The 23191-nt window shown below is 54.0% G+C and carries 27 protein-coding genes and 2 pseudogenes; 22 read left to right on the top strand and 7 right to left on the bottom strand.

The genetic code is table 11. From position 1 onward, the window contains the following. Positions 1 to 163 precede the first annotated feature (163 nt). Together holA and MON37_RS01605 are read right to left on the bottom strand one after the other, a co-directional pair. A complete protein-coding gene (gene holA, locus MON37_RS01610) occupies positions 164 to 1165 on the bottom strand; it encodes a DNA polymerase III subunit delta (RefSeq protein ID WP_039406122.1) in 1002 nt (333 codons plus the stop codon). Further along, positions 1165 to 1644, bottom strand: coding sequence for an LPS-assembly lipoprotein LptE (locus tag MON37_RS01605; RefSeq protein ID WP_003767304.1), 480 nt, complete (start codon positions 1642 to 1644; stop codon positions 1165 to 1167). Before MON37_RS01605 ends, holA begins: the two co-directional genes overlap by 1 nt. Positions 1645 to 1801: 157 nt before the next feature. On the opposite strand from MON37_RS01605, the gene pip reads away from it, so the two are divergent. The 3 genes from pip (at position 1802) to MON37_RS01590 (ending at position 4042) form a co-directional block, all read left to right on the top strand. Beyond that, complete coding sequence (pip, locus tag MON37_RS01600; protein WP_039406123.1) at positions 1802 to 2737, top strand: prolyl aminopeptidase; 936 nt, start codon at positions 1802 to 1804, stop codon at positions 2735 to 2737. Between the two features lie 263 nt (positions 2738 to 3000). Further along, a complete protein-coding gene (locus MON37_RS01595) occupies positions 3001 to 3420 on the top strand; it encodes a hypothetical protein (RefSeq protein ID WP_003767286.1) in 420 nt (139 codons plus the stop codon). Between the two features lie 97 nt (positions 3421 to 3517). Next, a complete protein-coding gene (locus MON37_RS01590; RefSeq protein WP_039406276.1) occupies positions 3518 to 4042 on the top strand; it encodes an RDD family protein in 525 nt (174 codons plus the stop codon). Between the two features lie 94 nt (positions 4043 to 4136). Here MON37_RS01590 and dnaN read toward each other — a convergent pair whose 3' ends face one another. Continuing rightward, positions 4137 to 5240 carry a DNA polymerase III subunit beta gene (gene dnaN / locus MON37_RS01585; protein ID WP_039406124.1) on the bottom strand — a complete coding sequence of 368 codons (1104 nt, stop codon included), beginning with the start codon at positions 5238 to 5240 and terminating at the stop codon, positions 4137 to 4139. Positions 5241 to 5388: 148 nt separating this feature from the next. After that, positions 5389 to 6939 (bottom strand): chromosomal replication initiator protein DnaA, encoded by a 1551-nt coding sequence (gene dnaA / locus MON37_RS01580; protein WP_039406125.1) that lies wholly within the window; start codon positions 6937 to 6939, stop codon positions 5389 to 5391. A gap of 153 nt (positions 6940 to 7092) precedes the next feature. Between dnaA and MON37_RS01575 the strand changes: the two genes are divergently transcribed. The 8 genes and pseudogenes from MON37_RS01575 to MON37_RS01545 all read left to right on the top strand — a co-directional run bounded on the left by MON37_RS01575 (position 7093) and on the right by MON37_RS01545 (position 10996). Beyond that, positions 7093 to 7311, top strand: a complete 219-nt coding sequence (locus tag MON37_RS01575; protein ID WP_242883743.1) for a hypothetical protein — start codon at positions 7093 to 7095, stop codon at positions 7309 to 7311. Between the two features lie 53 nt (positions 7312 to 7364). Next, positions 7365 to 7499, top strand: a complete 135-nt coding sequence (gene rpmH / locus MON37_RS01570; protein WP_002214728.1) for a 50S ribosomal protein L34 — start codon at positions 7365 to 7367, stop codon at positions 7497 to 7499. A gap of 2 nt (positions 7500 to 7501) precedes the next feature. Continuing rightward, positions 7502 to 7840 carry a ribonuclease P protein component gene (rnpA, locus tag MON37_RS01565; RefSeq protein ID WP_019271508.1) on the top strand — a complete coding sequence of 113 codons (339 nt, stop codon included), beginning with the start codon at positions 7502 to 7504 and terminating at the stop codon, positions 7838 to 7840. Beyond that, complete coding sequence (gene yidD, locus MON37_RS01560; protein WP_003762642.1) at positions 7840 to 8061, top strand: membrane protein insertion efficiency factor YidD; 222 nt, start codon at positions 7840 to 7842, stop codon at positions 8059 to 8061. The genes rnpA and yidD overlap by 1 nt, the downstream gene beginning before the upstream one ends. A gap of 112 nt (positions 8062 to 8173) precedes the next feature. Then, positions 8174 to 9817 carry a membrane protein insertase YidC gene (yidC, locus tag MON37_RS01555; protein ID WP_039406262.1) on the top strand — a complete coding sequence of 548 codons (1644 nt, stop codon included), beginning with the start codon at positions 8174 to 8176 and terminating at the stop codon, positions 9815 to 9817. A gap of 169 nt (positions 9818 to 9986) precedes the next feature. Then, positions 9987 to 10094, top strand: a pseudogene (locus tag MON37_RS12385) (IS5/IS1182 family transposase); the annotation flags it as partial. 59 nt (positions 10095 to 10153) lie between these two features. After that, positions 10154 to 10585 carry an FkbM family methyltransferase gene (locus MON37_RS01550; RefSeq protein ID WP_242883741.1) on the top strand — a complete coding sequence of 144 codons (432 nt, stop codon included), beginning with the start codon at positions 10154 to 10156 and terminating at the stop codon, positions 10583 to 10585. A 66-nt stretch (positions 10586 to 10651) separates the two neighbouring features. Further along, on the top strand, positions 10652 to 10996 hold the full coding sequence (locus MON37_RS01545) for an FkbM family methyltransferase (protein WP_209323754.1): 345 nt from the start codon (positions 10652 to 10654) through the stop codon (positions 10994 to 10996). A 113-nt stretch (positions 10997 to 11109) separates the two neighbouring features. On the opposite strand, the gene MON37_RS01540 is transcribed toward MON37_RS01545, so the two are convergent. Both MON37_RS01540 and murI read right to left on the bottom strand, forming a co-directional pair. Then, positions 11110 to 12075, bottom strand: a complete 966-nt coding sequence (locus MON37_RS01540; RefSeq protein WP_242883739.1) for an IS30 family transposase — start codon at positions 12073 to 12075, stop codon at positions 11110 to 11112. 118 nt (positions 12076 to 12193) lie between these two features. Continuing rightward, positions 12194 to 13003, bottom strand: a complete 810-nt coding sequence (gene murI / locus MON37_RS01535) for a glutamate racemase (RefSeq protein ID WP_039408816.1) — start codon at positions 13001 to 13003, stop codon at positions 12194 to 12196. 255 nt (positions 13004 to 13258) lie between these two features. Here murI and tsaE point away from each other — a divergent pair, with 255 nt between their 5' ends. From tsaE to MON37_RS01490, 9 genes are all read left to right on the top strand, one after another. Further along, positions 13259 to 13735, top strand: a complete 477-nt coding sequence (tsaE, locus tag MON37_RS01530; RefSeq protein WP_039408819.1) for a tRNA (adenosine(37)-N6)-threonylcarbamoyltransferase complex ATPase subunit type 1 TsaE — start codon at positions 13259 to 13261, stop codon at positions 13733 to 13735. Next, complete coding sequence (locus MON37_RS01525) at positions 13717 to 14955, top strand: N-acetylmuramoyl-L-alanine amidase (RefSeq protein WP_039408822.1); 1239 nt, start codon at positions 13717 to 13719, stop codon at positions 14953 to 14955. The genes tsaE and MON37_RS01525 overlap by 19 nt, the downstream gene beginning before the upstream one ends. A gap of 411 nt (positions 14956 to 15366) precedes the next feature. Next, the gene (locus MON37_RS01520; protein ID WP_052242833.1) at positions 15367 to 16902 is read left to right on the top strand and encodes a sodium-dependent transporter; all 1536 of its coding nucleotides are present in this window, start codon (positions 15367 to 15369) and stop codon (positions 16900 to 16902) included. Further along, positions 16899 to 16991, top strand: coding sequence for a methionine/alanine import family NSS transporter small subunit (locus MON37_RS01515; protein ID WP_016687493.1), 93 nt, complete (start codon positions 16899 to 16901; stop codon positions 16989 to 16991). The genes MON37_RS01520 and MON37_RS01515 overlap by 4 nt, the downstream gene beginning before the upstream one ends. Before the next feature lie 262 nt (positions 16992 to 17253). After that, the gene (locus tag MON37_RS01510; RefSeq protein ID WP_039408828.1) at positions 17254 to 17661 is read left to right on the top strand and encodes a YMGG-like glycine zipper-containing protein; all 408 of its coding nucleotides are present in this window, start codon (positions 17254 to 17256) and stop codon (positions 17659 to 17661) included. A 122-nt stretch (positions 17662 to 17783) separates the two neighbouring features. Beyond that, positions 17784 to 17933, top strand: coding sequence for a hypothetical protein (locus tag MON37_RS01505; RefSeq protein ID WP_242883737.1), 150 nt, complete (start codon positions 17784 to 17786; stop codon positions 17931 to 17933). A gap of 9 nt (positions 17934 to 17942) precedes the next feature. Continuing rightward, complete coding sequence (locus tag MON37_RS01500) at positions 17943 to 18920, top strand: DUF1176 domain-containing protein (RefSeq protein ID WP_242883813.1); 978 nt, start codon at positions 17943 to 17945, stop codon at positions 18918 to 18920. A 199-nt stretch (positions 18921 to 19119) separates the two neighbouring features. Beyond that, entirely contained in the window at positions 19120 to 19440 is a 321-nt protein-coding gene (locus MON37_RS01495) for an accessory factor UbiK family protein (RefSeq protein ID WP_039408834.1), read from the top strand. Positions 19441 to 19453: 13 nt separating this feature from the next. Next, positions 19454 to 20950, top strand: a complete 1497-nt coding sequence (locus tag MON37_RS01490; protein WP_039408837.1) for a YifB family Mg chelatase-like AAA ATPase — start codon at positions 19454 to 19456, stop codon at positions 20948 to 20950. Between the two features lie 10 nt (positions 20951 to 20960). On the opposite strand, the pseudogene MON37_RS12380 reads toward MON37_RS01490, so the two are convergent. After that, positions 20961 to 21151 (bottom strand): annotated as a pseudogene (locus tag MON37_RS12380) (hypothetical protein); the annotation flags it as partial. A 256-nt stretch (positions 21152 to 21407) separates the two neighbouring features. On the opposite strand from MON37_RS12380, the gene MON37_RS01485 reads away from it, so the two are divergent. Beyond that, positions 21408 to 22502, top strand: coding sequence for an SPOR domain-containing protein (locus tag MON37_RS01485; RefSeq protein WP_039408840.1), 1095 nt, complete (start codon positions 21408 to 21410; stop codon positions 22500 to 22502). A gap of 10 nt (positions 22503 to 22512) precedes the next feature. Beyond that, positions 22513 to 23157 carry a thiol:disulfide interchange protein DsbA/DsbL gene (locus MON37_RS01480; RefSeq protein WP_039408843.1) on the top strand — a complete coding sequence of 215 codons (645 nt, stop codon included), beginning with the start codon at positions 22513 to 22515 and terminating at the stop codon, positions 23155 to 23157. The last annotated feature ends 34 nt before the right edge of the window (positions 23158 to 23191 follow it).

Genomic DNA, 23191 nt, shown 5'->3' with positions numbered 1-23191 from the left:
TGTATGTGCGGATGGCCGATTTATCGGAAACAGGAAGATTTCTGCCTCATTCAATATGTTCTTTTTTGTCGGGTTTTCAACCCCTCCCCAGTCTTCATCATGCCCGGGCAGGCTTTAAATAACGGGATGTGTCTCGCCGCAAGCGACCCGGCTATACACACCTTCACACCGCCAGCCCCGTTACCAACTGCTTAAATTCCGTCCAAGCATCGCCGTCTTCCGCGCCTTTGATGATGCGGTCGATTTTGGCGCAGGTTTTCAGCGCTTCGATCAGGCGGACGGCGGGAATGCGTTTGACGGCAATCGGTGCGAGGGTTTGTTTGTCGCCCCACAGGCGCAGGCTGTTGCGGACGGATTGTACGCTCTGCCCTTGTTTGAGCGCGGCGGTCAGGCGGATGAGGGTGCGGATGTCTTCGGCAACCGCCCACAGCAGCAAGACAGGCTCTTCGCCTTCTTCTTCGAGTCCGTACAGAAGGCGGGCGACGCGCAGGGCATCGCCTTTCATCCATGCGCCGGAGAGCTGGAACACGTCGAAACGGGCGACGTTGGCGACGGCGGCTTCGGCATCGGCGATGTTGACGGTATGGTTTTGCGGGTGCAGCAGCGCGAGTTTGTCGATTTCTTGGCGGGCGGCGAGCAGGTTGCCTTCGACGCGTTCGGCAAACAGGGCGAGCGCGTCGGGTTCGATATTGAGTCCGACCTTGTTCAGACGACCTTTTATCCACTGCGGCAGGGCTTGCGCGGTAATGGCTTTGGCTTCGAGTACGGTGCCTTTGGCGGCGAGCGCGGTGAACCATTTTGCCTGCGTTTGGGCTTTTTCGAGCTTGGGCAGCAGAATCAGGGTAACGGTGTCTTCGGGCAGGCGTTCGGCGAAGGTTTGCAGCGCGTCGCCGCCGGTTTTGCCGGGCTTGCCGTTCGGAATGTGGATTTCCAAAAGTTTCAAATCGGCGAAAAGCCCCGCGCTGCCTGCGCTTTGCAGGAGTTCGTCCCAGTCGGCGCCGTTGTCCGCTGTAAAGACTTCACGGTTGAGGTAGCCTTGTTTTTTGGCGGCGGCGCGCAGGGTATCGAGGGCTTCGATGCGCAACAGGTCTTCTTCGCCGTGAATGATGTACAGCGGCGAAAGCGGCATATCCGCGCTGACCTGTTCGATATTCATGACCGCCATCAATACGCTTTCAGGAACGTCAGGCGGCGGACGATTTGGTCGGCGGCGTCGGCGCGCATTTCCGCCCAGATGGTTTCGCTTTCTTCCTGTTTGCCCAACACTTCGCTGTCGTTGTAGTCCATCGTGCGGTTGACGAGGACGGTAATCGGTTCGCCCACTGGCTCGCCGTTGCGCATGGCTTGTGCTTCGACGCGCAGCGTCAGCAGGTATTCGTTGACCAACGCGGCGCGGGTGATGGTGTAGATGTCCTGACGGGTTTCGATGCCCTTGATGTTCAACGTCATTTGCGCTTCGGCGGCGGAAACGGGTTTGCCGTCGACGCGGCGCAGGGCATTTTCCAAAGCCTTCTGCATCACGGAGGCGTTTTGGATGTGCCAAGCGGGATACGGCAGCGTGCGTGCGGTGCCGCCCATGCCTTTGAGGTGGAAGCCGCAGGCGGACAGAAGCAGCACGGCGGCGGTCATCAGGATTTTGTTCATTTCATTCTTTCGGTTGCGCGGGTATCGGGGAATTATAGCGGATAGTCGGGCGGTCGGGAAACGCAGCGGCGCAAGCGGATTTCAGACGACCCCTTGCCGTTTGTCGTTTGCCTGCCCGATGGGTACAATCCAAACGTCAGACAACAGGAGAAACATCATGCACCCCATCCGCGAACCCATCCGCAGCGGCCTGCTGCAAGTATCGGACATCCATCAAATCTACTGGGAAGAATCCGGCAATCCCGACGGCCTGCCCGTCATCTTCCTGCACGGCGGCCCGGGCGCGGGCGCATCGCCTGCCTGCCGCGGCTTTTTCAATCCCGACGTGTTCCGCATCGTCATCATCGACCAGCGCGGCTGCGGTCATTCGCTGCCTTACGCCTGCACCGATGACAACACGACTTGGGACTTGGTTGCCGACATCGAAAAAGTCCGCGAAATGCTGGGCATCCAAAAATGGCTGGTGTTCGGCGGCTCATGGGGCAGCACCTTGTCGCTGGCGTATGCCGAAACCCATCCCGAACGCGTTGCCGGACTGGTGTTGCGCGGGATATTCCTGTGCCGCCCGTCCGAAATGGCGTGGCTGGACGAAGCGGGCGGCGTCAGTCAGATTTATCCCGCGCAATGGCAGAAATTCCTCGCGCCCGTCGCCGAAGAAAAACGCGGCGGCCTGATTGCGGCGTATCACGAAATGCTGTTCGGCGAAGACGAAGCAGGTCGTCTGAAAGCCGCCAAAGCCTGGGCGGACTGGGAAAGCTACCTGATCCGCTTCGAGCCGCAAGACGTCGATGAAGACGCCTACCAATCGCTCGCCATCGCCCGTTTGGAAAACCATTATTTCGTCAACGAAGGCTGGCTGAAAGGCGACAAAGCGATTTTGGCGAACACGGACAAAATCCGCCATATCCCGACCATCATCGTACAAGGCCGCTACGACTTATGCACCCCCATGCAAAGCGCGTGGGAACTTTCGCAGGCGCTCCCCGAAGCCGAACTGCGCGTGATTCAGGCGGGACACTCGTCGTTTGATCCGCCATTGGCGGCGGCGTTGGTGGAGGCGGTGGAAGATATGAGGGAACGCGCGGCGTGGTAATAATAAGGAATTGAAATCATAAAAGCATGGTTTGCCGTTATTTCTGTGCGAATGGGAATAACGGCAAACAAACAATATCGTTTTCTTTGACTTTGCGGCAGGAAACTCCACCTGCCGCCACCTTCCCACCACATTCCGAAAATACTGTAAAATAGCGTTAATTACGAGATTCAAGGTCGTCTGAAAACCGACGCGGCAGGTTCTCCGAAACCAGCCTCCGTTTTTCAGACGACCTCCCACCCTTAATAAGGAACCACAACTTCATGGACAACCAAACCAAACTCCGCATCGGCGGCCTGCTCGTGCTGACCACCGCCGTTTTAAGCCTGATCATCGTCTTAATCGTCGATTCGTGGCCGCTTGCCATCCTGCTTGCCGTCATCATCGTCGCCGCAGCCGCCGGTGGCTTTGTCTGGACTTCGCGCCGCCAGCAGCGCCAGTTTCTCGAACGCCTGAAAAAATTCGACATCGACCCCGAAAAAGGCCGCATCAACGAAGCCAACCTGCGCCGTATGTACCACAGCGGCGGCCAGCACCAAAAAGACGCGATAACGTTGGTCTGCCTGTCGCAAAAATGTTCGGCCGATGAAGCGCACGCCATGTTCAAAAAACGCCCGACCCGTCAGGAAATGAACCAGATGGCAGCCCAGCAGGCGCGCGGACAAAAACGTCCCCACCGCTGATTCCTCCCACACAAAGGTCGTCTGAAAACGAATGCGGCGGATTTGCCGAAACAAAACATTCCGTTTTTCAGACGACCTTTTTACCGAGCAGACCGTCATGACCGCCTTTCCCCCCGCCCCCATCAAACGCCGCCTTGCCGCACTGATGTACGAGTTGCTGCTGACCGGTGCCGTAACCGCCATCGCCGCCATCCTTGCCGGCATCGCCGCCATTTTCCTCAACCCTGTTTCCCAGCTTCTTTCCAGCTTGGCGACCTGCGTTATCTTTGTAGGCAGCTGGTGGCTCTACTTCAAAACCAACTGGACGAAAACCGGCCGCACCCTCGCCATGCAGACGTGGAAAATAGGGCTGCACGGCAGAAACGGCACGCTGCCGCCATTGTCGCAACTGCGCATCCGCTTCATTTGGGCATGCATCTTCGTCGTCTTCATCCCCCTGCTCGCTTACGCAGGCCTGCGCCACCTGCTCGCCATCCCGCCCGTGCCAGCCTTCGGCGCCGCCCTTATCTGGCTCATCCTGCCGTGGGGCTTTGCCCTGCTGAACCCCGACCGGCAGTTTTTATACGATTTCTTGGCGGGAACGCGATTGGTCGATTTGAAACAGGAAGCATCCGAAAACTGATGGTTTCACTGCCGTGCAACTACATAAAAAGGTCGTCTGAAAACCAAACAGATTTTCAGACGACCTTTTTATTCATTTCAAAACAACCGCCGCATCAGATGCGCATCGGCATAACGATGTATTTGAAGTTCGGGTTGTTCGGTACGGTAAACAAGGTCGAGCGGTTGGCATCGCCGAAGGCAAGCTGCATATCGTCGGAATGGATGTTGCGCAATACGTCCATCAGATAGCCGATGTTAAAGCCGACTTCGAGTTCGCCACCTTGGTAGGCGATTTCGAGTTCTTCGCGTGCTTCTTCCTGCTCGTTGTTGCTGCACACGACGCTCAAGAGGCCGGGTTGCAGGAACAGGCGCGCGCCGCGGAATTTTTCGTTGGCAAGGATGGCGGCACGTTCAAGCGCGCCCAAAAGTTGGGTACGGGAAACGAGGAAGATTTTGTCGTTGTCCAGCGGGATGACGCGGTTGAAGTCGGGGAATTTGCCGTCGATGACTTTGCTGACGATGGTCGTGCCGTTGCATTGGAAGCGTACTTGGTTGTTGAGCAGCTCGACGCTGATGGGTTCGGACGGGTTGTTCAGCAGTTTGAAGAGTTCCAAAACGGTTTTGCGCGGCAGGATGACTTCGGTTTTGGGCAATTCGGCTTCGATTTGGCTGGCGGCGTAGGCAAGGCGGTGGCCGTCGGTGGCGACGAGGCGCAGTTGGTTGCCTTCAACCTGCATCAGTAAGCCGTTGAGGTAGTAGCGGATGTCTTGCACCGCCATGCTGTATTGGACTTGAGACAGCATGGTTTTGAAGGTTTCTTGCGACAGGGAAAACGCTGCGCTGATGTCTTCGCCGATGCTCATCAGCGGGAAGTCTTCGGCAGGCAGGGTTTGCAGGGCGAAGCGTGATTTGCCTGCACGCAGGGTCAGACGGTTGTCCGCCCAGTCGAGCGAAACGATGGCGCTGTCGGGCAAAGCGCGCAGGATGTCTTGGAATTTTTTGGCGTTGGTGGTGATGCGGAAATCGCCCGCCTGACTTTCCGGGCCGGCTGTGTTGATTTGGATTTCCAAGTCGGTCGCCAGGAGTTTGGTTTGACCGTCTTTGCTTTCGAGCAGGACGTTGGAGAGGATGGGCAGGGTATGGCGGCGTTCGACGATACCGGTAACGGCTTGCAGCGGCTTGAGCAGACTGTCGCGGTCGGCTTGTAAAATCAGCATGGTCAATTCCTTTTGAATTGGTTATTTCGGGTGTTTTTGAATCGGGTTCGGCGGACGCGATGGTTGATTCGCCGCCGTTAAAATCAAAGTGTATTTGTGTTTTCAGACGACCTTTTAAGAGAGGGGTCGTCTGAAAACCGGTTCTGGCTCAGTTTTGAATCAGAATCAGGAGTTTTTCGTAATCTTGCGCCAACTCGGGATCTTCTTCGCGCAGTTTTGCTACGGCTTTCACGCCGTGCATGACGGTTGTGTGGTCGCGTCCGCCGAACGCGTCGCCGATAGACGGCAGGCTGAGGGTGGTCAGTTCTTTGGTCAGGCTCATGGCGACCTGACGCGGACGGGCAATGTTACGCGTGCGTTTTTTACCGAGTATATCGCTGATTTTAATGCGGTAATATTTGGCAGTCGCGTCGATAATGGTGTCGGCGGTAATGATTTTGTGTTTTTCGGCAATGATGTCCTGCAAAGCCGTACGCGCCAAATCCATGTCGATAACAGGACGATTCATGAAGCGGCTGCTGGCGCTGACGCGGTTGAACGCGCCTTCCAGTTCGCGCACGTTGGAACGAATCAGGTTGGCGACAAACAATGCGGCTTCGTCTTCAATGCTGATGCCTGCTGCTTCTGCCTTTTTCTGCAAAATCGCCACGCGCATTTCCAGCTCGGGCGGCTCGAGTTCCAAAGTCAAACCCCATGAAAAACGCGATTTGAGGCGGTCGTCCATACCTTCGATTTTGGCAGGCAACACGTCGCAAGTGAGGATGAGCTGTTTTTTCTCGTTATGGAAATGGTTGTACAGATAGAAGAATTCTTCCATCGTACGGTCTTTGCCTTTGATGAACTGGATGTCGTCGATAATCAGCAGATCGTATTGTTTGTATTGCTGCTTGAATACATCATAAGTATTGTTGCGCACCGCCTTCATAAAGCTGCGGATATAGTCGTCTGAATGCATATAGCGCACTTTGGCGTCAGGACGGTTTTTCAGCAGTTCGTTGCCGATGGCCTGCACCAAGTGGGTTTTACCCAAACCCGTGCTGCCGTACAGGAAAAACGGGTTGTAGCCCTGCCCCGGATTCTCGGCAATGGCTTGGGCGGCGGCGGCGGCAAGGCGGTTGCCCTTACCTTCCACCAAGGTATCGAATGTATAGTCGCGCGACAGATTGGTCTGTTCATAACGCGCTTCTTCCGCATCGCGCTGCGCTTCCGTTTTGGCTTTGGCAACGGCTTTGGATTCTGCGGGCGCGGCGGCAGGCTGCTTGTTTTCGTGCGGCAGGTTTTTCATGCGCTGCGCCAAAATATCCGCCGCTGTTTTCGCAACGGAGGGCTTGTCTGAGTTTTCAGACGACGTCCCGTCCGAAAAAGATTCTTGCGCGTCTGCTTTCGGCATTTCTTCGGTCAACACGGCTTGTTCAGGTGCAACCGTCCCCGCATTTTCCGCCATTTCATAATGCTGCCCCGCGCCCGCCTTAAACGCAAAAGCCGCCTGTTGCGGAGCCAATTCCGCACGCACCACTTCGATTTTGGCGGCAAACTGGCTTTTGAGCATATTGCAGGCAAACTGGTTTTTACCGTAAATCACCCACACGCCGTTTTCCTCGCCCACGGTCAAGGGCGCAATCCATTGCGCGAACTGCCCGGCAGGCAAAATATCGTGAAGTCGGCGGAGGCACTGCGGCCAAAATTCTGCTAGCGTCATGAATAAGCTCGAGTCGTGGAAATCGTTGGAAAGAAACGGGGAGAAACCGTCGGAAATTGCAGCCTTTGAAAATGCGGTTTCAGCCCGACGGAAAAAGTGTCGCAAATACCGCACAAACCCTATCCGCCAAACCGGACGCCGTCTGAAAATACAATGAAATTATTTTCGGAAAATCATCACGATAAATTCGCACCACCATTTTCAGACGACCTATCGCCCGACAAAGGGACAGGAATTGCCGATTATACCCACTCCGCCAAACTTTATCCACAACCCGCCGGAAATTTTATCCACAAAGCGCCGCGCAAATCCGCAAACCAAACCATCCCGCGCGCCATATCCATTTACTTAACCGAGATTGACAAAAGATGAAAATTAGAGTGTAATTCACGGTTTATTTATCTACTGTTTTTTTAGGAAACATCATGAAACGCACTTATCAACCTTCCGTTACCAAACGCAAACGTACCCACGGCTTCCTGGTCCGCTCCAAAACCCGCGGTGGCCGCGCAGTATTGGCAGCCCGTCGCGCCAAAGGCCGCAAACGCTTGGCAGTGTAATTTTGGACTACCGCTTCGGAAAGCAGTACCGCTTATTAAAAACGGATGATTTTTCATCCGTTTTTGCGTTCAAAAACCGGCGCAGCCGCGATTTGCTGCAAGTTTCCCAATCTGCCGACAACGGATTGAACCATCCGCGACTCGGCTTGGTCGTCAGCAAAAAAACAGCGAAACGCGCGCATGACCGCAACTATATGAAGCGCGTCATCCGCGATTGGTTCAGACTGAACAAAAACAGCCTGCCGCCACATGATTTCGTCGTACGCGTCCGTCTGGCATTCAATCGGCAAAACGCTGCCGAAGCCCGAAACCAATTGACGCAACTCATGCGCAAACGCTGATGAACACCCTGTTGTCCAAATTCATCCTCGCGCTGATCCGTTTTTACCAATACGCCATCAGCCCACTGATACCGCCGCGCTGCCGCTATACCCCGACCTGTTCGCAATATGCGGTCGAAGCAGTCAAAAAATACGGCGCATTCAAAGGCGGCTGGCTCGCCCTCAAACGCATCGCCCGCTGCCACCCCTTCGGCGGACACGGACACGACCCTGTCCCGTAATCCGAATCATTCGGATAACTTGATTTCCTTTAATTTCCCGTCGGTTTCTATATAATGCCGTCTGAAGCAGTTTTCATCTCCATTACATACCCGTCAATTCCAGGAATCTCTTATGGATTTTAAAAGATTTATAGCATTTTTTGCCATTTCGCTGGCAATCTATGCCGGCTGGGAACATTTCTTCCCCAGCCCCAAACCCAATCCGGCACAACAAGCTGCGCAGCAACAGCAGCAAACCGCCGCAACCGCTGCCGCTGAAGCCTCACTCGCCCCCGCAACGCCGATTACCGTAACAACCGACACGGTCAAAGCCGTCATCGACGAAAAAAGCGGCGACCTGCGTCAAATGACCCTGCTCAAATACAAAGCAAATGGTGACGAAAACAAACCCTTCACCCTGTTTAACGACAGCAAAGAATACACCTACGTTGCCCAGTCCGAGCTTTTGGATGCACAAGGCAACAACATCCTGAAAGACATCAACTTTACCGCAGCGCAAAAACAATACAGCCTCAACGGCGACAAAGTCGAAGTCCGCCTGAGCGCGCCGGAAACAAACGGACTGAAAATCGACAAAGTCTATACCTTTACCAAAGACAGCTACCTCGTCAACGTCCGTTTCGACATCACCAACACCAGCGGCAAGCCCGCCAACCTGAGCGCGGACTACCGCATCGTGCGTGACCGCAGCGAACCTGAAGGTCAAGGCTACTTTACCCATTCCTACCTCGGCCCCGTCGTTTACACCCCTGAAGGCAAATTCCAAAAAGTCAGCTTCTCCGACTTGGACGACGATGCAAAATCAGGCAAAAACGAAGCCGAATACGCCCGCAAAACCCAAACCGGCTGGCTCGGTATGATTGAACACCACTTCATGTCCACTTGGATCCTCCAGCCCAAAGGCGGACAAAGCGTTTGCGCCGCCGGCGACTGCCGTATCGACATCAAACGTCGCAACGACAACCTGTACAGCACCAGCGTCAGCGTTCCTCTTGCCGCCATCCAAAACGGCGCGAAATCCGAAGCCTCCATCAACCTCTACGCCGGCCCGCAGACCACATCCGTCATCGCAAACATCGCCGACAACCTGCAACTGGCAAAAGACTACGGCAAAGTACACTGGTTCGCCTCCCCCCTCTTCTGGCTCTTGAACCAACTGCACAACATTATCGGCAACTGGGGCTGGGCAATCATCGTTTTGACCATTATCGTCAAAGCCGTACTCTACCCGCTGACCAACGCCTCTTACCGCTCGATGGCAAAAATGCGCGCCGCCGCGCCCAAACTGCAAGCCATCAAAGAAAAATACGGCGACGACCGTATGGCGCAACAGCAAGCCATGATGCAGCTTTACAAAGACGAAAAAATCAACCCGCTGGGCGGCTGCCTGCCCATGCTGTTGCAAATCCCCGTCTTCATCGGCTTGTACTGGGCGTTGTTTGCCTCCGTAGAATTGCGTCAGGCACCTTGGCTGGGCTGGATTACCGACCTTAGCCGCTCCGACCCTTACTACATCCTGCCCGTAATTATGGCGGTAACCATGTTTGCCCAAACATTCCTCAACCCGCCGCCGACCGACCCGATGCAGGCAAAAATGATGAAAGTCATGCCGCTGATTTTCTCAGCCATGTTCTTCTTCTTCCCTGCCGGTCTGGTATTGTACTGGGTAATCAACAACCTCCTGACCATCGCCCAACAATGGCACATCAACCGCAGCATCGACAAACAACGCGCCCAAGGCGAAGTGGTTTCCTAACAGCGGTTTGACACACTAAAAAGGTCGTCTGAAAACTTAATTTCAGACGACCTTTTCTATTAGAATACCGATGGTTTGTCGGCTTCGACTTAACTCGACTACACTGTCGGGCTTGATTCGATAGGCAAAATTTAAGTCCCGGCGGAGCAGCCTGATACACGCATCAAGAAAATATAGTGGATTAAATTTAAATCAGGACAAGGCAACGAAGCCGCAGACAGTACAGATAGTACGGCAAGGCGAGGCAACGCCGTACTGGTTTAAAGTTAATCCACTATAATTTTCAAAGTATCGAATCAAATTAAATCAATCCATTATTTTTTAAAGGGCATCATCATGCGGACGTCTTTACATATGCTCAAAAGAGGCATGTTTAACTTAATCGAAGGCGACTTCATCAGCCGATACGCACAGGCTTATGGAGAATGGTCGGATTTGGAAGTCCGTTTTCTTCTGAACAATCTTTGTGCCGACAGCAATGTCGTTGAAGTCGGCTCAAATATCGGTATGCACGCAATTCCCATCGCCCGACATATCGAGCGCGGCAAACTATTCTGTTTCGAGCCGCAGCGGGTGATTTTCCAAACTCTGTGTGCCAATATATCACTCAACAGCCTGACCAATGTTTACGCCTATCAAGAAGGCGTTGGCGATGAAAACGCTTGGCTGGAGATTCCCTCTTCAGATTATGAAACAGAGTGGAATTACGGTAGTTTTTCTTTGGACAAGGGTTTTGACACCGAATCCAGCTTTGACGGTATCCGCTAAAACGAAACCATACGCCTTACTGCATTAGACCGACATCCCGAGCTTCAAAAACTCAATGCGCTGGATTTGCTGAAAATCGATGCGAAAGGCTTTGAAAGCCATGTACTCAACGGCGCAAAACGCCTGATTGAACAGCATAAACCAATCATTTTTGCAGAGGCTCAGCCTGACAACTGCCTCGATTTAATCCGCCATTTTGAGCGTATGGATTATCGTTGCTATTGGTTTGCTTCCCACCGCTATCAGGAAGACAACTTCTTCCGCCGCCCCGAAAGCCTATCGGGCGTAGATCTCAATCTTGCCTGTTTTCACCGCGATGCAGCTCCCAGTCTGCCCGAAAAGCTATCCGCCTCTGTGGACAGCAATTTGGACTTTATTCCCTTAGTTACCCGAGAAATGCTTGAACGATGAGACAAGCGGATCAGGATTGGCAATAGCTTTGATTCGCCTCATTCAAAAAGGTCGTCTGAAAACCCGTGTTTCGATTTTTCAGACGACCTTGGATTCGGATTTCAAGTGCAACACTAGGGTACCAGTGGTTGGAACAGATTTAAGAATAAAACACTTGGCGTTTCGTAGCCAAGTGTTTTTCTTGGCCGGTGGTTCAACTCATCTTGAACCCTGCGTATCTCCCGATCACTGATGTTTCGGAAATCGGTTTGTTTGGGGAAATATTGCCGGATGAGTCCGTTGGTGTTCTCACTCAGCGCTTTCTCCCAAGAATGGTAAGGGCGGCAAAAATAGGTTCTCGCCTTCAATGCTTTGGCTATTTTGGTGTGTTGGTAGAACTCTTTGCCGTTATCCATGGTAATGGTGTGGACTCTGGCTTTATATGCCTTTAATACCCTAATGGCCGCCCGGGCAGTGTCTTCGGCTTTTAAGTTCTTTAATTTGCAGATGATGGTGTAGCGGGTAACGCGTTCGACCAAGGTCAATAACGCGCTTTTCTGATTTTTGCCGACGATGGTGTCGGCCTCCCAATCGCCGATGCGGGTTTTCCGGTCGACGATGGCGGATCGGTTTTCTATGCCGACGCGGTTGGGCACTTTGCCTCTGGTCCATGTGCTGCCGTAGCGTTTGCGGTAGGGTTTGCTGCATATTCTGAGATGTTGCCACAAAGTGCCGCCGTTGCTTTTGTCTTGGCGAAGGTAGCGGTAAACGGTGCTGTGATGGAGTGTGATCCCGTGGTGTTTATGCAGGTAGGCACATACTTGTTCGGGACTGAGTTTGCGGCGGATAAGGGTGTCGATGTGCTGAATCAGCTGCGAATCGAGCTTATAGGGTTTTCGCCGGTGCTGTTTGGTCAGCCGGTTTTGCCGTTGGGCTTTATCGGCGCTGTATTGCTGTCCTTGGATGCAGTGCCGCTTGATTTCTCGGCTGATGGTGCTTTTGTGGCGGTTGAGCTGTTTGGCGATTTCGGCGATGGTGCAGTGGCGGGACAGGTATTGGATATGGTATCGTTCGTCTTGGGTCAGTTGTGTGTAGCTCATGGCAATCTTTCTTGCAGGAAAGGCCGTATGCTACCGCATACTGGCCTTTTTCTGTTATGGAAAGTTGCACTTCAAATGCGAATCCGCCGACCTCTCGTTTTGGTATGCGGGATATGCCTTATCCCAGCGAGACCATTTCGATTTGTTCCATGCTGCGTCCGAGGAAGCGTTCGCCTATGGTGCGGAAACGCAGGGGGATGTCGCTGACGTAGAAGCGGTAGTCGGGGCTGTCGTTTTCAGTGTTGAACAGCCCTGCTTGGGCGAGTGCTTGGGCGGTCGCTTCGGCGGTAGTGATGGCGGAATCGACCAGGGCGACGTTTTGCGCTTCTTTGCCGATTAGGGGCTTGAGCAGCGGGAAGTGGGTGCAGCCGAGGACGAGCGTATCGATGTCGTCCACCAAGAGCGGTTTGAGGTATTCGCGCACGGTCAGGCGGGTCACTTCATGGTCAAGCCAGCCTTCTTCCACCAGCGGCACGAGCAGCGGCGTCGCCTGCGTGCGCACGAGCGTGTCGGGGTTTTGGGCGTGGATGGCGCGGGCGTAGGCGTTGCTGTTGACGGTGGTGTTGGTGGCGATGATGCCGATTTTGTTGTTGCGCGTGGTGTTCAGAGCGGCCTGCGCGCCGGCGGAAATCACGTCCAATACGGGCATATTGCCTGCTTTTTGACGGATTTTTTGTCCGGCAACGGCGGCGATGGTGTTGCACGCGATGACGAGCGCCTTAACATCGTTTTCCAGCAGGAAATCGACAATCTGCATGGCGAAGGTTTCGATGGTGGCGCGGGATTTGGTGCCGTAGGGAACGCGGGCGGTGTCGCCGAAGTAGATGATGTTTTCCATCGGCAGGCGTTCCATCAGGGCGCGGACGTTGGTCAGGCCGCCGACGCCGGAATCGAAAACGCCGATGGGGCGTTGTTTGCTGATAGTCATGATGCGGTTTGTACGGATTAGGTATGATGGGGCGGATTGTACACGTTCGGCGCAAGGCTTAACAGGGACGGAGGTCGTCTGAAAGGGCTTGGGTTGTGTGGAAACGGCGTTTTCAGACGACCTTTACGGCGTTTGGACGGCAGACGGCAAAGATGCCGATTGAACATCTTTATCTAACTTTATCCTCCCTTATGTTTGCAAATGCCCGTAAATCCAGCATAATTAAGGTTTTTAGAACACGACAAGGCTGATTTCATGAGCGAGGGCGCAACCTTTTCCCGCCGGCTTCCCGACGAAGAGTCCACACTCGAGCTGGGTGAAAGTTGGGCAAAATCGCTGCGCGCGCCATTGGTCATCCATCTGCAAGGCGATTTGGGCGCGGGGAAAACCACGTTCACGCGCGGCATCCTGCGCGGACTCGGACACACCGGCGCGGTCAAAAGCCCGACCTACGCCATCGTCGAATCCTACCCGCTGGAAGCGTTCACGCTCCATCATTTCGACCTTTACCGCTTTGCCTCGCCCGAAGAATGGGAAGATGCGGGTTTGGACGACCTGTTCTCCCCTGACAGCGTCTGCATCATCGAATGGCCGCAACAGGGCGGCGCGTTCACTCCGCCCGCAGACATCACCGTATCCCTGAATCACGCCGCGCAGGGCAGGGCCTGCACCGCTACCGCACACACTGCCAACGGACAAAAAAGTTTAGAAGCATGGTTAAATTCAAACTGACACGAAGACAAGTCGTCCGCCAAGCCGCCGGACTGTTGTTCACCCTCACGCCGATCGCCTCTGCTCTCGCCAAAGCCGCGCCGCCCGCCCAATTCGTCGCCGCCCGTATTTGGCCTTCGCACGCCTATACCCGTATCACCATCGAAAGCTCGCGCGCCCTGCAATATCAGCATTTCGCCTTGGAAAACCCCGGCAGGCTCGTCATCGACATCCAAAACGCCAATATCAACAGCGTCCTGCAAGGCATTTCCGGCAAAGTCCTGCCCGACGACCCCTATATCCGCAGCATCCGTGCCGGACAAAACACCCCTACGACCGTGCGCGTCGTCATCGACCTCAAGCAAAACGCCCATCCGCAAGTCTTCTCGCTTGCTCCAGTCGGCGGCTTCAAAAACCGTCTCGTGATAGATCTTTATCCGCACGGCGTCGATGCCAACGACCCGATGATGGCGCTGCTCAACGGCAATCCGCCGAAACGCATGCAAACGCAACGTCCTGCCGAGCGCACGAACATTGCCCAAGACGCACCTCCGCGTTCCAACCGCGGAGGCCGCCGTCCTGTCGTCATGATAGACCCCGGCGCGATCGGTCCCAGCGGCTTGAAAGAGAAAAACGTCGTCCTCTCCATCGCCCGCGAAGCCAAAAAACGCCTCGAAGGCATAGGCTACACCGTTTACATGACCCGCAACGAAGACATCTTCATCCCGTTGGCCGTACGCGTCGCCAAAGCCCGCGCCCGCAATGCCGACGTGTTCGTCTCCATCCACGCCGACGCCTTCACCAGCCCGTCTGCGCGCGGTACCGGCGTGTATATGCTCAACACCAAAGGCGCGACCAGCTCCGCCGCCAAATTCCTCGCCCAAACCCAAAACAACGCCGACGCCATCGGCGGCGTCCTTAAAAGCGGCAACCGCAGCGTCGATAACGCCATTCTCGACATGACCCAAACCGCCACCATGCGCGACAGCCGCATACTCGGACATTCCGTCCTAACCGAATTGGGCAAACTCAACCAGCTCCACAAAGGCCGCGTTGACGAAGCCAATTTCGCCGTCCTGCGCGCGCCTGATATTCCGTCTATCCTTGTCGAAACCGCCTTCCTGTCCAACCCGACCGAAGAGCGGCTGCTCGGCAGCGACTCCTTCCGCCGTCAATGCGCCGACGCTATTGCCACCGGCATCCAAAAATACGTCAACAACGCCGTATTGCGCAGAGGATAAGCTAGGTTTTCCGGAAAAGATAAAAGATCGTCTGAAACTTTGAAATCGGTTTTCAGACGACCTTTTATTTTTTACGTCATTCCTTAAAAAATAATGTGCATTCGAATTCATACCAAATTGCACAACAAGCCCTAAACGCAAAAAACAATAACGTCCACATCCGGCAACTCACCCTGCCCTTGGGCAATGCAAGGCTGTCTGAAATTCCCAGAACTGCCTGAAACGCAACTTAAATCTGTTTTCCGCTTGCCAATCCTGTTAAATTTTTTTACGATACAGCCATAGATTGTAAACAAAGGCCACAAGCCGATTGTTTTTTTCAGACGACATTACCCCTGTCAGACTTCATTTCTATAACCGTAAGCCGCCAAGCGGCTGTTCTCATACCACATCAAAGCAAGAGGTATCATCGTGTCTGGTTCCAAAACAAACGAACGCGCGACGTTTAACAACCGCCGCGCGTTTATGGTTGCCGCCATCGGCTCTGCCGTCGGCTTGGGCAATATCTGGCGTTTCCCCTACATCGCCTTCGAAAACGGCGGCGGCGCATTTCTCCTCCCTTATCTGGTCGCGCTCTTGACTGCGGGCATCCCGCTGCTGCTGCTCGATTACGCCATCGGCCACCGCTACCGCGGCTCTGCTCCGCTGGCTTTCCGCCGCCTCGGCCGCTGGTTCGAGCCTGTGGGCTGGTGGAACGTCATGACCAACGTCATCATCTGTATCTACTACGCGGTCATCATCGGCTGGTCGGCAAGCTATGCGTATTACTCGCTGAACGCGGCATGGGGCGCAGATCCGCAGGCGTTTTTCTTTAAAGACTTTTTGAACATGGCAGGTCCTGAAGCTTTGGGCTTGGATTTTGTCGGCAAAGTCGTCGGCCCGCTGATCGGCGTATGGCTGTTTACCTGCATCATCATGGCTTTGGGCGTACAAAAAGGCGTGGCAGGCGCATCTTCGTTTTTCATGCCGCTGCTGTTGATTATGTTCATCATCATGGTCGGCATCTCGCTGACGCTGCCGGGCGCGGCTAAGGGCTTGGACGCGCTGTTTACGCCCGACTGGTCGAAACTTTCCGATCCTAGAGTCTGGGTTGCCGCATACGGTCAGATTTTCTTCTCGCTCTCCATCTGCTTCGGCATCATGGTGACTTACTCTTCCTACCTGAAGAAAAAAACCGACTTGGGCGGTACCGGCTTGGTTGTCGGCTTTGCCAACAGCAGCTTTGAATTGCTCGCCGGTATCGGTGTATTCGCCGCGCTGGGCTTTATAGCACAAGCCAATGGACAAGCCGTCAGTCAAGTTGCTTCCAGCGGCATCGGTTTGGCTTTCATCGCCTTCCCGACCATCATCAACCAAGCTCCGATGGGTGCGCTGATCGGCGTATTGTTCTTCGGTTCGCTGGTATTCGCAGGCATTACCTCGATGATTTCCATCGTCGAAGTCATCGTTGCCGCCATTCAGGACAAATTGAACATCGGCCGCGTCAACGCTACCCTGCTCGTCTGCATCCCGATGGGCATTATCTCCACCCTGCTCTTCGGTACGACCACCGGCCTGCCCGTTTTGGACGTATTGGACAAATTCGTCAACACCTACGGCATCGTCGCCGCCGGCTTCGTTTATGTTTTGGCCATCATCGTCCTGCGCAAACTGCCCGAGCTGCGCAACCACCTGAACGCGCTCTCCTCCGTCCGCGTCGGTGCGATTTGGACTGCCAGCGTCATCTTTACCGTTGCCATGCTCGGCTATATGTTGTACCAAGACACAATCGGCCTGCTTAAAGAAAACTACTCGAAATATCCCGACGATTTCCTCAATATCTTCGGCTGGGGCATGTCGATCGGTCTGATTGTCATTGCCGTGTTGCTGTCGCTTCTGCCTTGGAAACATGGTCAAAACTTCAACGTCAAAGACGAACACGAACATGAACAAGGAGACAAAGAATGAGTACTTCAGCCATCATCATGATGATTATCGCACTCGTCGTCATCTGGGGCGGATTCATTCTGTCCGTATGGCGGCTGCCTGAAGAATAGGCTTTTTCAAATAAGTGTTGCAGACACCGCATAGGTCGTCTGAAACCCAAACGCCCCGAAACCGCATTCCGGCTTCGGGGCGTTTTGTTACCGTCAAATCCAATATAGTTAAGACTTCCAATCCATCAACCAAGCAATCGCGCCTCAACAAACAACATTTGTTTACGCTAATTTTCTACAGAAAAATGAACGGCGAACAAAAGAATGACTATAATGCTGACCATTCTCCGGCACCTGCCGTGTTTCACGAAAGGACGAAACAATGACTATGAAACCGCTTATGGCGGTATTACTCGCCGCCAGCCTCAGCCTCCCCTCCATCAATGCGGAAGCTAGGGGCACTGACAACCAAAGAAAAGCTACCCTTATCGGTGCAGCAGCAGGCGCAGCTTTAGGCGGACTATTGGGTAACGATGAACAAAGCGCGTTCATCGGCGCGGTAGCAGGTGGTTTGGCAGGTAATGCATACGCCTATCGAAATAAAAAAATGAACCAGAAAGACAACGACAGCTATTGGTACGACCGCCGTTACCGCGACTACCGCTACGATCGTGATGATTACGACTATGACGATCCTTACTACCGTGAGGCACGCTACAAAAGACATAAACACCACTATCGTAAATACCGCGACTGGTACAATGATTACTACGATTACAACGATGATTAAACACGCAGCCTGTATATCTTAAAAAAGGTCGTCTGAAAAGGAGTTTCAGACGACCTTTTTTCGTCTGTTCAAAAACTTTTTGGCAAACGACGTATCATACGTTTGTTTTACACAAGAACAGTGTGGCGCTGTTTTACATTGCCGCGCTGTTTTTTTGCACATCCACTAATAAAATAAAACTGAAGGAATACATCATGAAAAAATGGCTGCTGGCTGTTTTGCCCGCCACCGCACTGGCCGCTCCGCCTCAAGGCTTTTATCAAAATTACTAAGACTGGGACATCGCTTGCGACAATACCGGCACATGCCGTCTTGCCGGATATCAGGCGGACGAAACAGAAACGCCGGTTTCCATCTTGTTTACCCGAAAAGCGGGGGCGAGCGCCGCCGTAGCCGGCGAAGTTTCCCTGCTGCCGTTTAACGACGATGAGCGTCAACTCGCCCGTGTGGCAGCACGCAGCGAATTGATGCTGAACGGCAAATCGCTGGGCAAATTGGCGTTGAATAAAAAAGGCACAGGCAAATTGAGCAGCGCGCAAACCAACGCCTTGCTCGAAGCATTGAAAAAAGAAAGCAAAATCAGCATCCGCGCCGGAAAATATGAATGGCATTTGTCCGACAAAGGCGCGGCGGCGGCAATGTTGAAAGCAGACGAATTCCAAGGTCGTCTGAATACGCCTTCCGCGCTGATACGCAAAGGCAACAGCAGTCAGGCAGTCCTCAGCCCGCAGCCTAAGCCCGTCATCCGCGCCGTTGCCGTGCCGAAAACAGCAGGCGATATACTGGAACAAGACACACCGCGCCACAGCGCCGTCATGAAGCTGCTGCGCAACAGCAACCGCGTTTCCGAAGGCGACGATAATTACTGTTACGCCCTGCACAATAAAGAGCAAATGAATTGGAACCGCAGCCTGTATGTCCATCCGCTCAACGAACGTCAGGTGTTGATTTCGGCCATCTGTATCGGCGGTGCTTATCAAACCAGCGGCTACTATGCCATTGCCGATAAAGAGTTGACCAAAATCGAACAAGTGCTGCCGCCGATGGTATACGGCGGGCACGGCGGATTCGACGAGAAAACAGCCACCCTCAGCGGCAGCTTCAAAGGCCGCGGCATAGGCGACTGTTGGACAAGCAATACGGCAGCGTGGGACGGCAAGGCATTCGTCCGCAGCGGCGAATACACTACCGGCTCGTGCAAAGGCTTTACCGGCGGTGCGTGGGTGATGCCGATTTTTGATGCCCGCGTCGAGCGTTAAAATACGCCGAATATCGAAACAGACGGCAAAAGCCGTTTCAAAAATGCCCGCAAGATTGAGCAATTTTGCGGGCATTTGCTACACGCGGGCGATGTTTGGAAGGGAAAAGGCGCGGCAGCAGAATGCCCGTTTTCAGACGACCTTTTTCCTTATACAATACGCTTGGATTTTATATATTCTGATATAAAGGATACGGATTATGTTCGGCAAACAACTCTTTGAAGAAGTCAGCGCAAAAATCAGCGAAACCATCGCCAACAGCCCCGCCAAAGACATGGAGAAAAACGTCAAAGCCATGCTCGGCAGCGCGTTCAACCGTATGGATTTGGTTACGCGCGAAGAATTCGACATCCAGCAGCAGGTTTTGATTAAAACCCGCACCAAATTGGTCGAGCTGGAGGAGCGTCTGGCAAAACTCGAAGCCGCGCAAGAGCCTGAGCAGTCTGCCTTGGAAGCTGCCGAAGCCGCAGCCGAAGAAGCCGTCGAAGAAATCAAACAGCAAACCGAAGCCGGCGAATAAGGTCGTCTGAAACATGTCGCTTGCCTTGGTTTACAGCCGCGCCTTGAGCGGCATGAATGCGCCGTTGGTCGAAGTGGAAGCTCACCTTGCCAACGGCCTGCCTCATTTCAATATCGTCGGATTGCCCGACACCGAAGTCAAAGAAAGCCGCGACCGCGTGCGCGCCGCCATCATCCAAAGCGGTTTCGACTTCCCCGCCAAAAAAATCACCGTCAACCTCGCCCCCGCCGACCTGCCCAAAGAATCGGGTCGTTTCGACCTGCCGATTGCGCTGGGCATCCTCGCCGCATCCGGGCAAATCGCACCCGAAAAGCTCGCGCAATACGAGTTTGCCGGCGAACTGGCGCTTTCCGGCATGTTGCGCCCCGTGCGCGGCGCGTTGGCGATGGCATGGCAGGGTATGCAGGCGGGACGTTCTTTCGTCTTGCCGCAGGAAAACGCAGAACAAGCCGCCGTGATGCGCGGCATTACCGTTTACGGCGCGCGTTCGTTGGGTGAAGTCGCCGCCCATTTGAACGGCATCGAACCCTTGGCGCAAACCGCCTGCCAAGTCCCGCAGAGGTCGTCTGAAAACGCCAAACTGCCCGACCTCATCGATGTCAAAGGTCAACACACCGCCCGCCTTGCTTTGGAAATCGCCGCCGCGGGCGGGCACAGCCTCTTGATGATGGGTCCGCCGGGAACGGGCAAGTCCATGCTTTCCCAACGGCTGCCCGGCATTCTGCCGCCTTTGACCGAAGACGAATTGGTCGAGGTATGGGCATTGCGTTCGCTTCTGCCCAATCATCAGCAACAACTCGACAGCCACCGTCCTTTCCGCAGCCCGCACCATAGCGCCAGCTCGGCAGCCATGGTCGGCGGCGGTTCCGATCCGCGTCCGGGCGAAATTTCATTGGCGCATCACGGCGTTTTATTTTTGGACGAGCTGCCCGAGTTTGACCGCAAAGTTTTGGAAGTTTTGCGCGAACCGTTGGAAAACGGCGAAATCCACATTTCCCGTGCGGCGCGCCAAGCCATCTATCCCGCCAAATTCCAGCTCGTCGCCGCCATGAACCCTTGTCCGTGCGGTTATCTCGGGCATCCCGTCAAACCCTGCCGCTGCACGCCTGAAAGCGTCGCGCGTTACCGCAGTAAAATTTCCGGCCCGCTGCTCGACCGTATCGATTTGACCATCGAAGTCCCCAGCCTGTCCGCTGCCGAACTGATGCAGCAGGAAGCGGGGGAAAGCAGCGCCGTCGTGTTGGCGCGCGTGATCGCCGCCCGCGACAAGCAATACGCGCGGCAGGGCAAAGTCAACGCCGCCTTGAGCGTCAGTGAACTCGACAAGTCCGCCCGCATCCAAAAAGAAGCGCAGGAAGCCTTGGGCAGCCTGTTGGAAAAACTCTCCCTCTCCGCACGCAGCTTCCACCGCATCATGCGCGTGGCGCGCACGCTGGCGGATTTGGCGGGCGATGAAGAAGTCGGCAGAAGCCATGTTTTGAAAGCCGTCAGCTTCCGCCGCGCGTTGTAAGGTTTTTCAGACGACCTTGGGTACTGAAAACGGAAGATTCAAAGTATAGTGGATTGACTTTAAACCAGTACGGCGTTGCCTCGCCTTAGCTCAAAGAGAACGATTTTCTAAGGTGCTGAAGCACCAAGTGAATCGGTTCCGTACTATCTGTACTGTCTGCGGCTTCGTCGCCTTGTCCTGATTTAAATTTAATCCACTATAAAAGTTTAGACGGGTCGGGTATCTTGCTGGTGTGTCCAATGCGGAGTATTCTGTTCGGGCAAAAGAAGCCCGTCGTCGGTAAATTGTCAGCGCGTCCTAACATCACGGCGGTTTTCGTAAAAACCATGTAAACAAACGGCGCATTTTTGCCCAATATAAAGGATATTGATAAAATGACCCGTCCCTGCCGATGGCAGCAGCAGATTCCTCTGCCGCCAAAAGGTCGTCTGAACGGCATCATCAATATAGGTATCTCATGAATAAGAACACTCAATACGGCAAAGGCCTTTTCGGCTTTTTCTTCGGCCTCATCCTCGCCACCGGCGTGATCGGGGGCATCCTGTATTTTCTGAATCAAGACACCCCGAACGCCTTCAAAGGCGCGACCGAGCCGCAAAAACAGCAAACCGAGCCTGAAATCCTCAAGCCGCAGGAAAAATCTAAACCTGAATCCAAGCCTGAGACGGAAGAACAGCCTGTCGTCGTTCCCGTAGAGAAAGAGCGTCCGGCAGAAGAAGCCAAGCCCGAACAGAAACGCAGCGAAGCCGACGACGATGCGGCAGCCAAAGAAAAAGAACGCGCAGACAAAGAAGCGAAAGAAAAGGCAGATAAAGCCAAAGCTGAGAAAGAACGCGCGGACAAAGAAAAAGCGGAAAAAGAGCGTGCCGTCCATGAAGCGGAAGACGAAGCCCGCGAAGCAGAAAAAGCCCTGCGTGAAGCTGAAAAAGAAGACAAAGAACCTGCCGAACGCGAGTTGAGACAAAAACTCGCCGAGAAAAAGGCAGAGCTTGCGAAAAAACGTGCAGAAAAAGAAAAAGCCGACAAAGAAGCCGCCGATAAAACCAAAAAGGCAGCCGAGTTGACGGATAAACAAAAAGCGCGCGCCGAGCGCAAACTTGCCGAGAAAAAAGCGGCAGAGAAGAAAGCCGCCGAAGCCAAGAAAACCGAAACGGCCAAAACCAACAAACCGACCCCCGAGCAAATCCTGAACAGCGGCAGCATCGAAAAAGCCCGTCAGGAAGCAAATAAAGGCGCGGCGAAAGAAGTGAAAAAAGCCGAAGCAGAAAAACAAACCGCTAAAGCCGACAATGCCAAAGCCGAAGCCAAAACTGCGGAAGGCGGTAAGAAAGTCATCTTGCAAATGGGTTCGTACGCCGACCGCAACAGCGCCGACGCGCAACGTGCCAAACTCGCCATGCTGGGCATTTCGTCTAAAGTGGTCGAACGCACCAACGGCGACAAAACCGTTTACCGCGTACAGAGCAACAGCATGTCGTCTGAAGCCGCAAAAAACGTTCAGAAAGACTTGCAAAAACACAATATCAACAGCCTGATGCGTTCGGCTCAATAAGGAGGCAGCAATGAAATGGACAACCAAACCGGCAGCCGTCCTCTTCAGCCTTGCGCTTGCCTTTTCCGCAAGCGCGCAGGCTGCGGTCGAAGGTGTGGATTACACGGTTTTGAACAAACCGATTCCGCAACGAGACGCATCCAAAATCGAAGTTTTGGAATTTTTCGGCTATTTCTGCATACATTGCCAAAACTTTGATCCCGTCTTGCTGTCATACAGCAAAACTTTCCCGAAAGACGTTTACCTGCGTACCGAACACGTCGTCTGGATGCCTGAAATGCTGGGCTTGGCGCGGGTTGCCGCGGCGGTTAACGCTTCGGGTTTGAAGTATCAGGCAAACCCCGCTATTTTCAAAGCCGTACACGAGCAGAAAATCAATTTGGCGGATACCGCCACTTTCAAAAGCTGGGCGGCGGCACAAAAAAGCTTTGACAGCAAAAAACTGATTGCCGCATACGACGCACCCGCCAGCCTCGCAGCCGCTAAAAAAATGCAAAGCCTGACCGAGACTTACCGTATCGACGGCACGCCGGACGTCATCGTCGGCGGCAAATATCGGGTCATATTCAGCAGCGATTGGGCGAATGGGCAGAAAATCATAGGCGAGCTGATTAACAAAGTCCGCCAAGAGCGTTCCGGCAAAGCCGCGCGCTGACGGAATTTAGCCAGGCAGTTTCGGAATGACCGCA

The sequence above is a fragment of the Morococcus cerebrosus genome (assembly GCF_022749515.1).
GTDB lineage: Bacteria > Pseudomonadota > Gammaproteobacteria > Burkholderiales > Neisseriaceae > Neisseria > Neisseria cerebrosa.
Note: the sequence above shows the minus strand (reverse complement) of the source record. Positions and strands in the feature narration are given on the sequence as shown.

Bases quoted from the DNA above. Each gene is read 5' to 3' on its own strand.
- MON37_RS01515 (WP_016687493.1), top strand. From the start codon at position 16,899: ATGAGTACTTCAGCCATCATCATGATGATTATCGCACTCGTCGTCATC.
- MON37_RS01540 (WP_242883739.1), bottom strand. From the start codon at position 12,075: ATGAGCTACACACAACTGACCCAAGACGAACGATACCATATCCAATAC.
- MON37_RS01575 (WP_242883743.1), top strand. From the start codon at position 7,093: ATGAAATTATTTTCGGAAAATCATCACGATAAATTCGCACCACCATTT.
- dnaA (WP_039406125.1), bottom strand. From the start codon at position 6,939: ATGACGCTAGCAGAATTTTGGCCGCAGTGCCTCCGCCGACTTCACGAT.
- MON37_RS01525 (WP_039408822.1), top strand. From the start codon at position 13,717: ATGGTTAAATTCAAACTGACACGAAGACAAGTCGTCCGCCAAGCCGCC.
- MON37_RS01485 (WP_039408840.1), top strand. From the start codon at position 21,408: ATGAATAAGAACACTCAATACGGCAAAGGCCTTTTCGGCTTTTTCTTC.
- holA (WP_039406122.1), bottom strand. From the start codon at position 1,165: ATGGCGGTCATGAATATCGAACAGGTCAGCGCGGATATGCCGCTTTCG.
- MON37_RS01510 (WP_039408828.1), top strand. From the start codon at position 17,254: ATGACTATGAAACCGCTTATGGCGGTATTACTCGCCGCCAGCCTCAGC.
- MON37_RS01480 (WP_039408843.1), top strand. From the start codon at position 22,513: ATGAAATGGACAACCAAACCGGCAGCCGTCCTCTTCAGCCTTGCGCTT.
- MON37_RS01495 (WP_039408834.1), top strand. From the start codon at position 19,120: ATGTTCGGCAAACAACTCTTTGAAGAAGTCAGCGCAAAAATCAGCGAA.
- murI (WP_039408816.1), bottom strand. From the start codon at position 13,003: ATGACTATCAGCAAACAACGCCCCATCGGCGTTTTCGATTCCGGCGTC.
- yidC (WP_039406262.1), top strand. From the start codon at position 8,174: ATGGATTTTAAAAGATTTATAGCATTTTTTGCCATTTCGCTGGCAATC.
- MON37_RS01595 (WP_003767286.1), top strand. From the start codon at position 3,001: ATGGACAACCAAACCAAACTCCGCATCGGCGGCCTGCTCGTGCTGACC.
- pip (WP_039406123.1), top strand. From the start codon at position 1,802: ATGCACCCCATCCGCGAACCCATCCGCAGCGGCCTGCTGCAAGTATCG.
- MON37_RS01605 (WP_003767304.1), bottom strand. From the start codon at position 1,644: ATGAACAAAATCCTGATGACCGCCGCCGTGCTGCTTCTGTCCGCCTGC.
- tsaE (WP_039408819.1), top strand. From the start codon at position 13,259: ATGAGCGAGGGCGCAACCTTTTCCCGCCGGCTTCCCGACGAAGAGTCC.
- MON37_RS01550 (WP_242883741.1), top strand. From the start codon at position 10,154: ATGCGGACGTCTTTACATATGCTCAAAAGAGGCATGTTTAACTTAATC.
- MON37_RS01590 (WP_039406276.1), top strand. From the start codon at position 3,518: ATGACCGCCTTTCCCCCCGCCCCCATCAAACGCCGCCTTGCCGCACTG.
- MON37_RS01490 (WP_039408837.1), top strand. From the start codon at position 19,454: ATGTCGCTTGCCTTGGTTTACAGCCGCGCCTTGAGCGGCATGAATGCG.
- yidD (WP_003762642.1), top strand. From the start codon at position 7,840: ATGAACACCCTGTTGTCCAAATTCATCCTCGCGCTGATCCGTTTTTAC.
- dnaN (WP_039406124.1), bottom strand. From the start codon at position 5,240: ATGCTGATTTTACAAGCCGACCGCGACAGTCTGCTCAAGCCGCTGCAA.
- rpmH (WP_002214728.1), top strand. From the start codon at position 7,365: ATGAAACGCACTTATCAACCTTCCGTTACCAAACGCAAACGTACCCAC.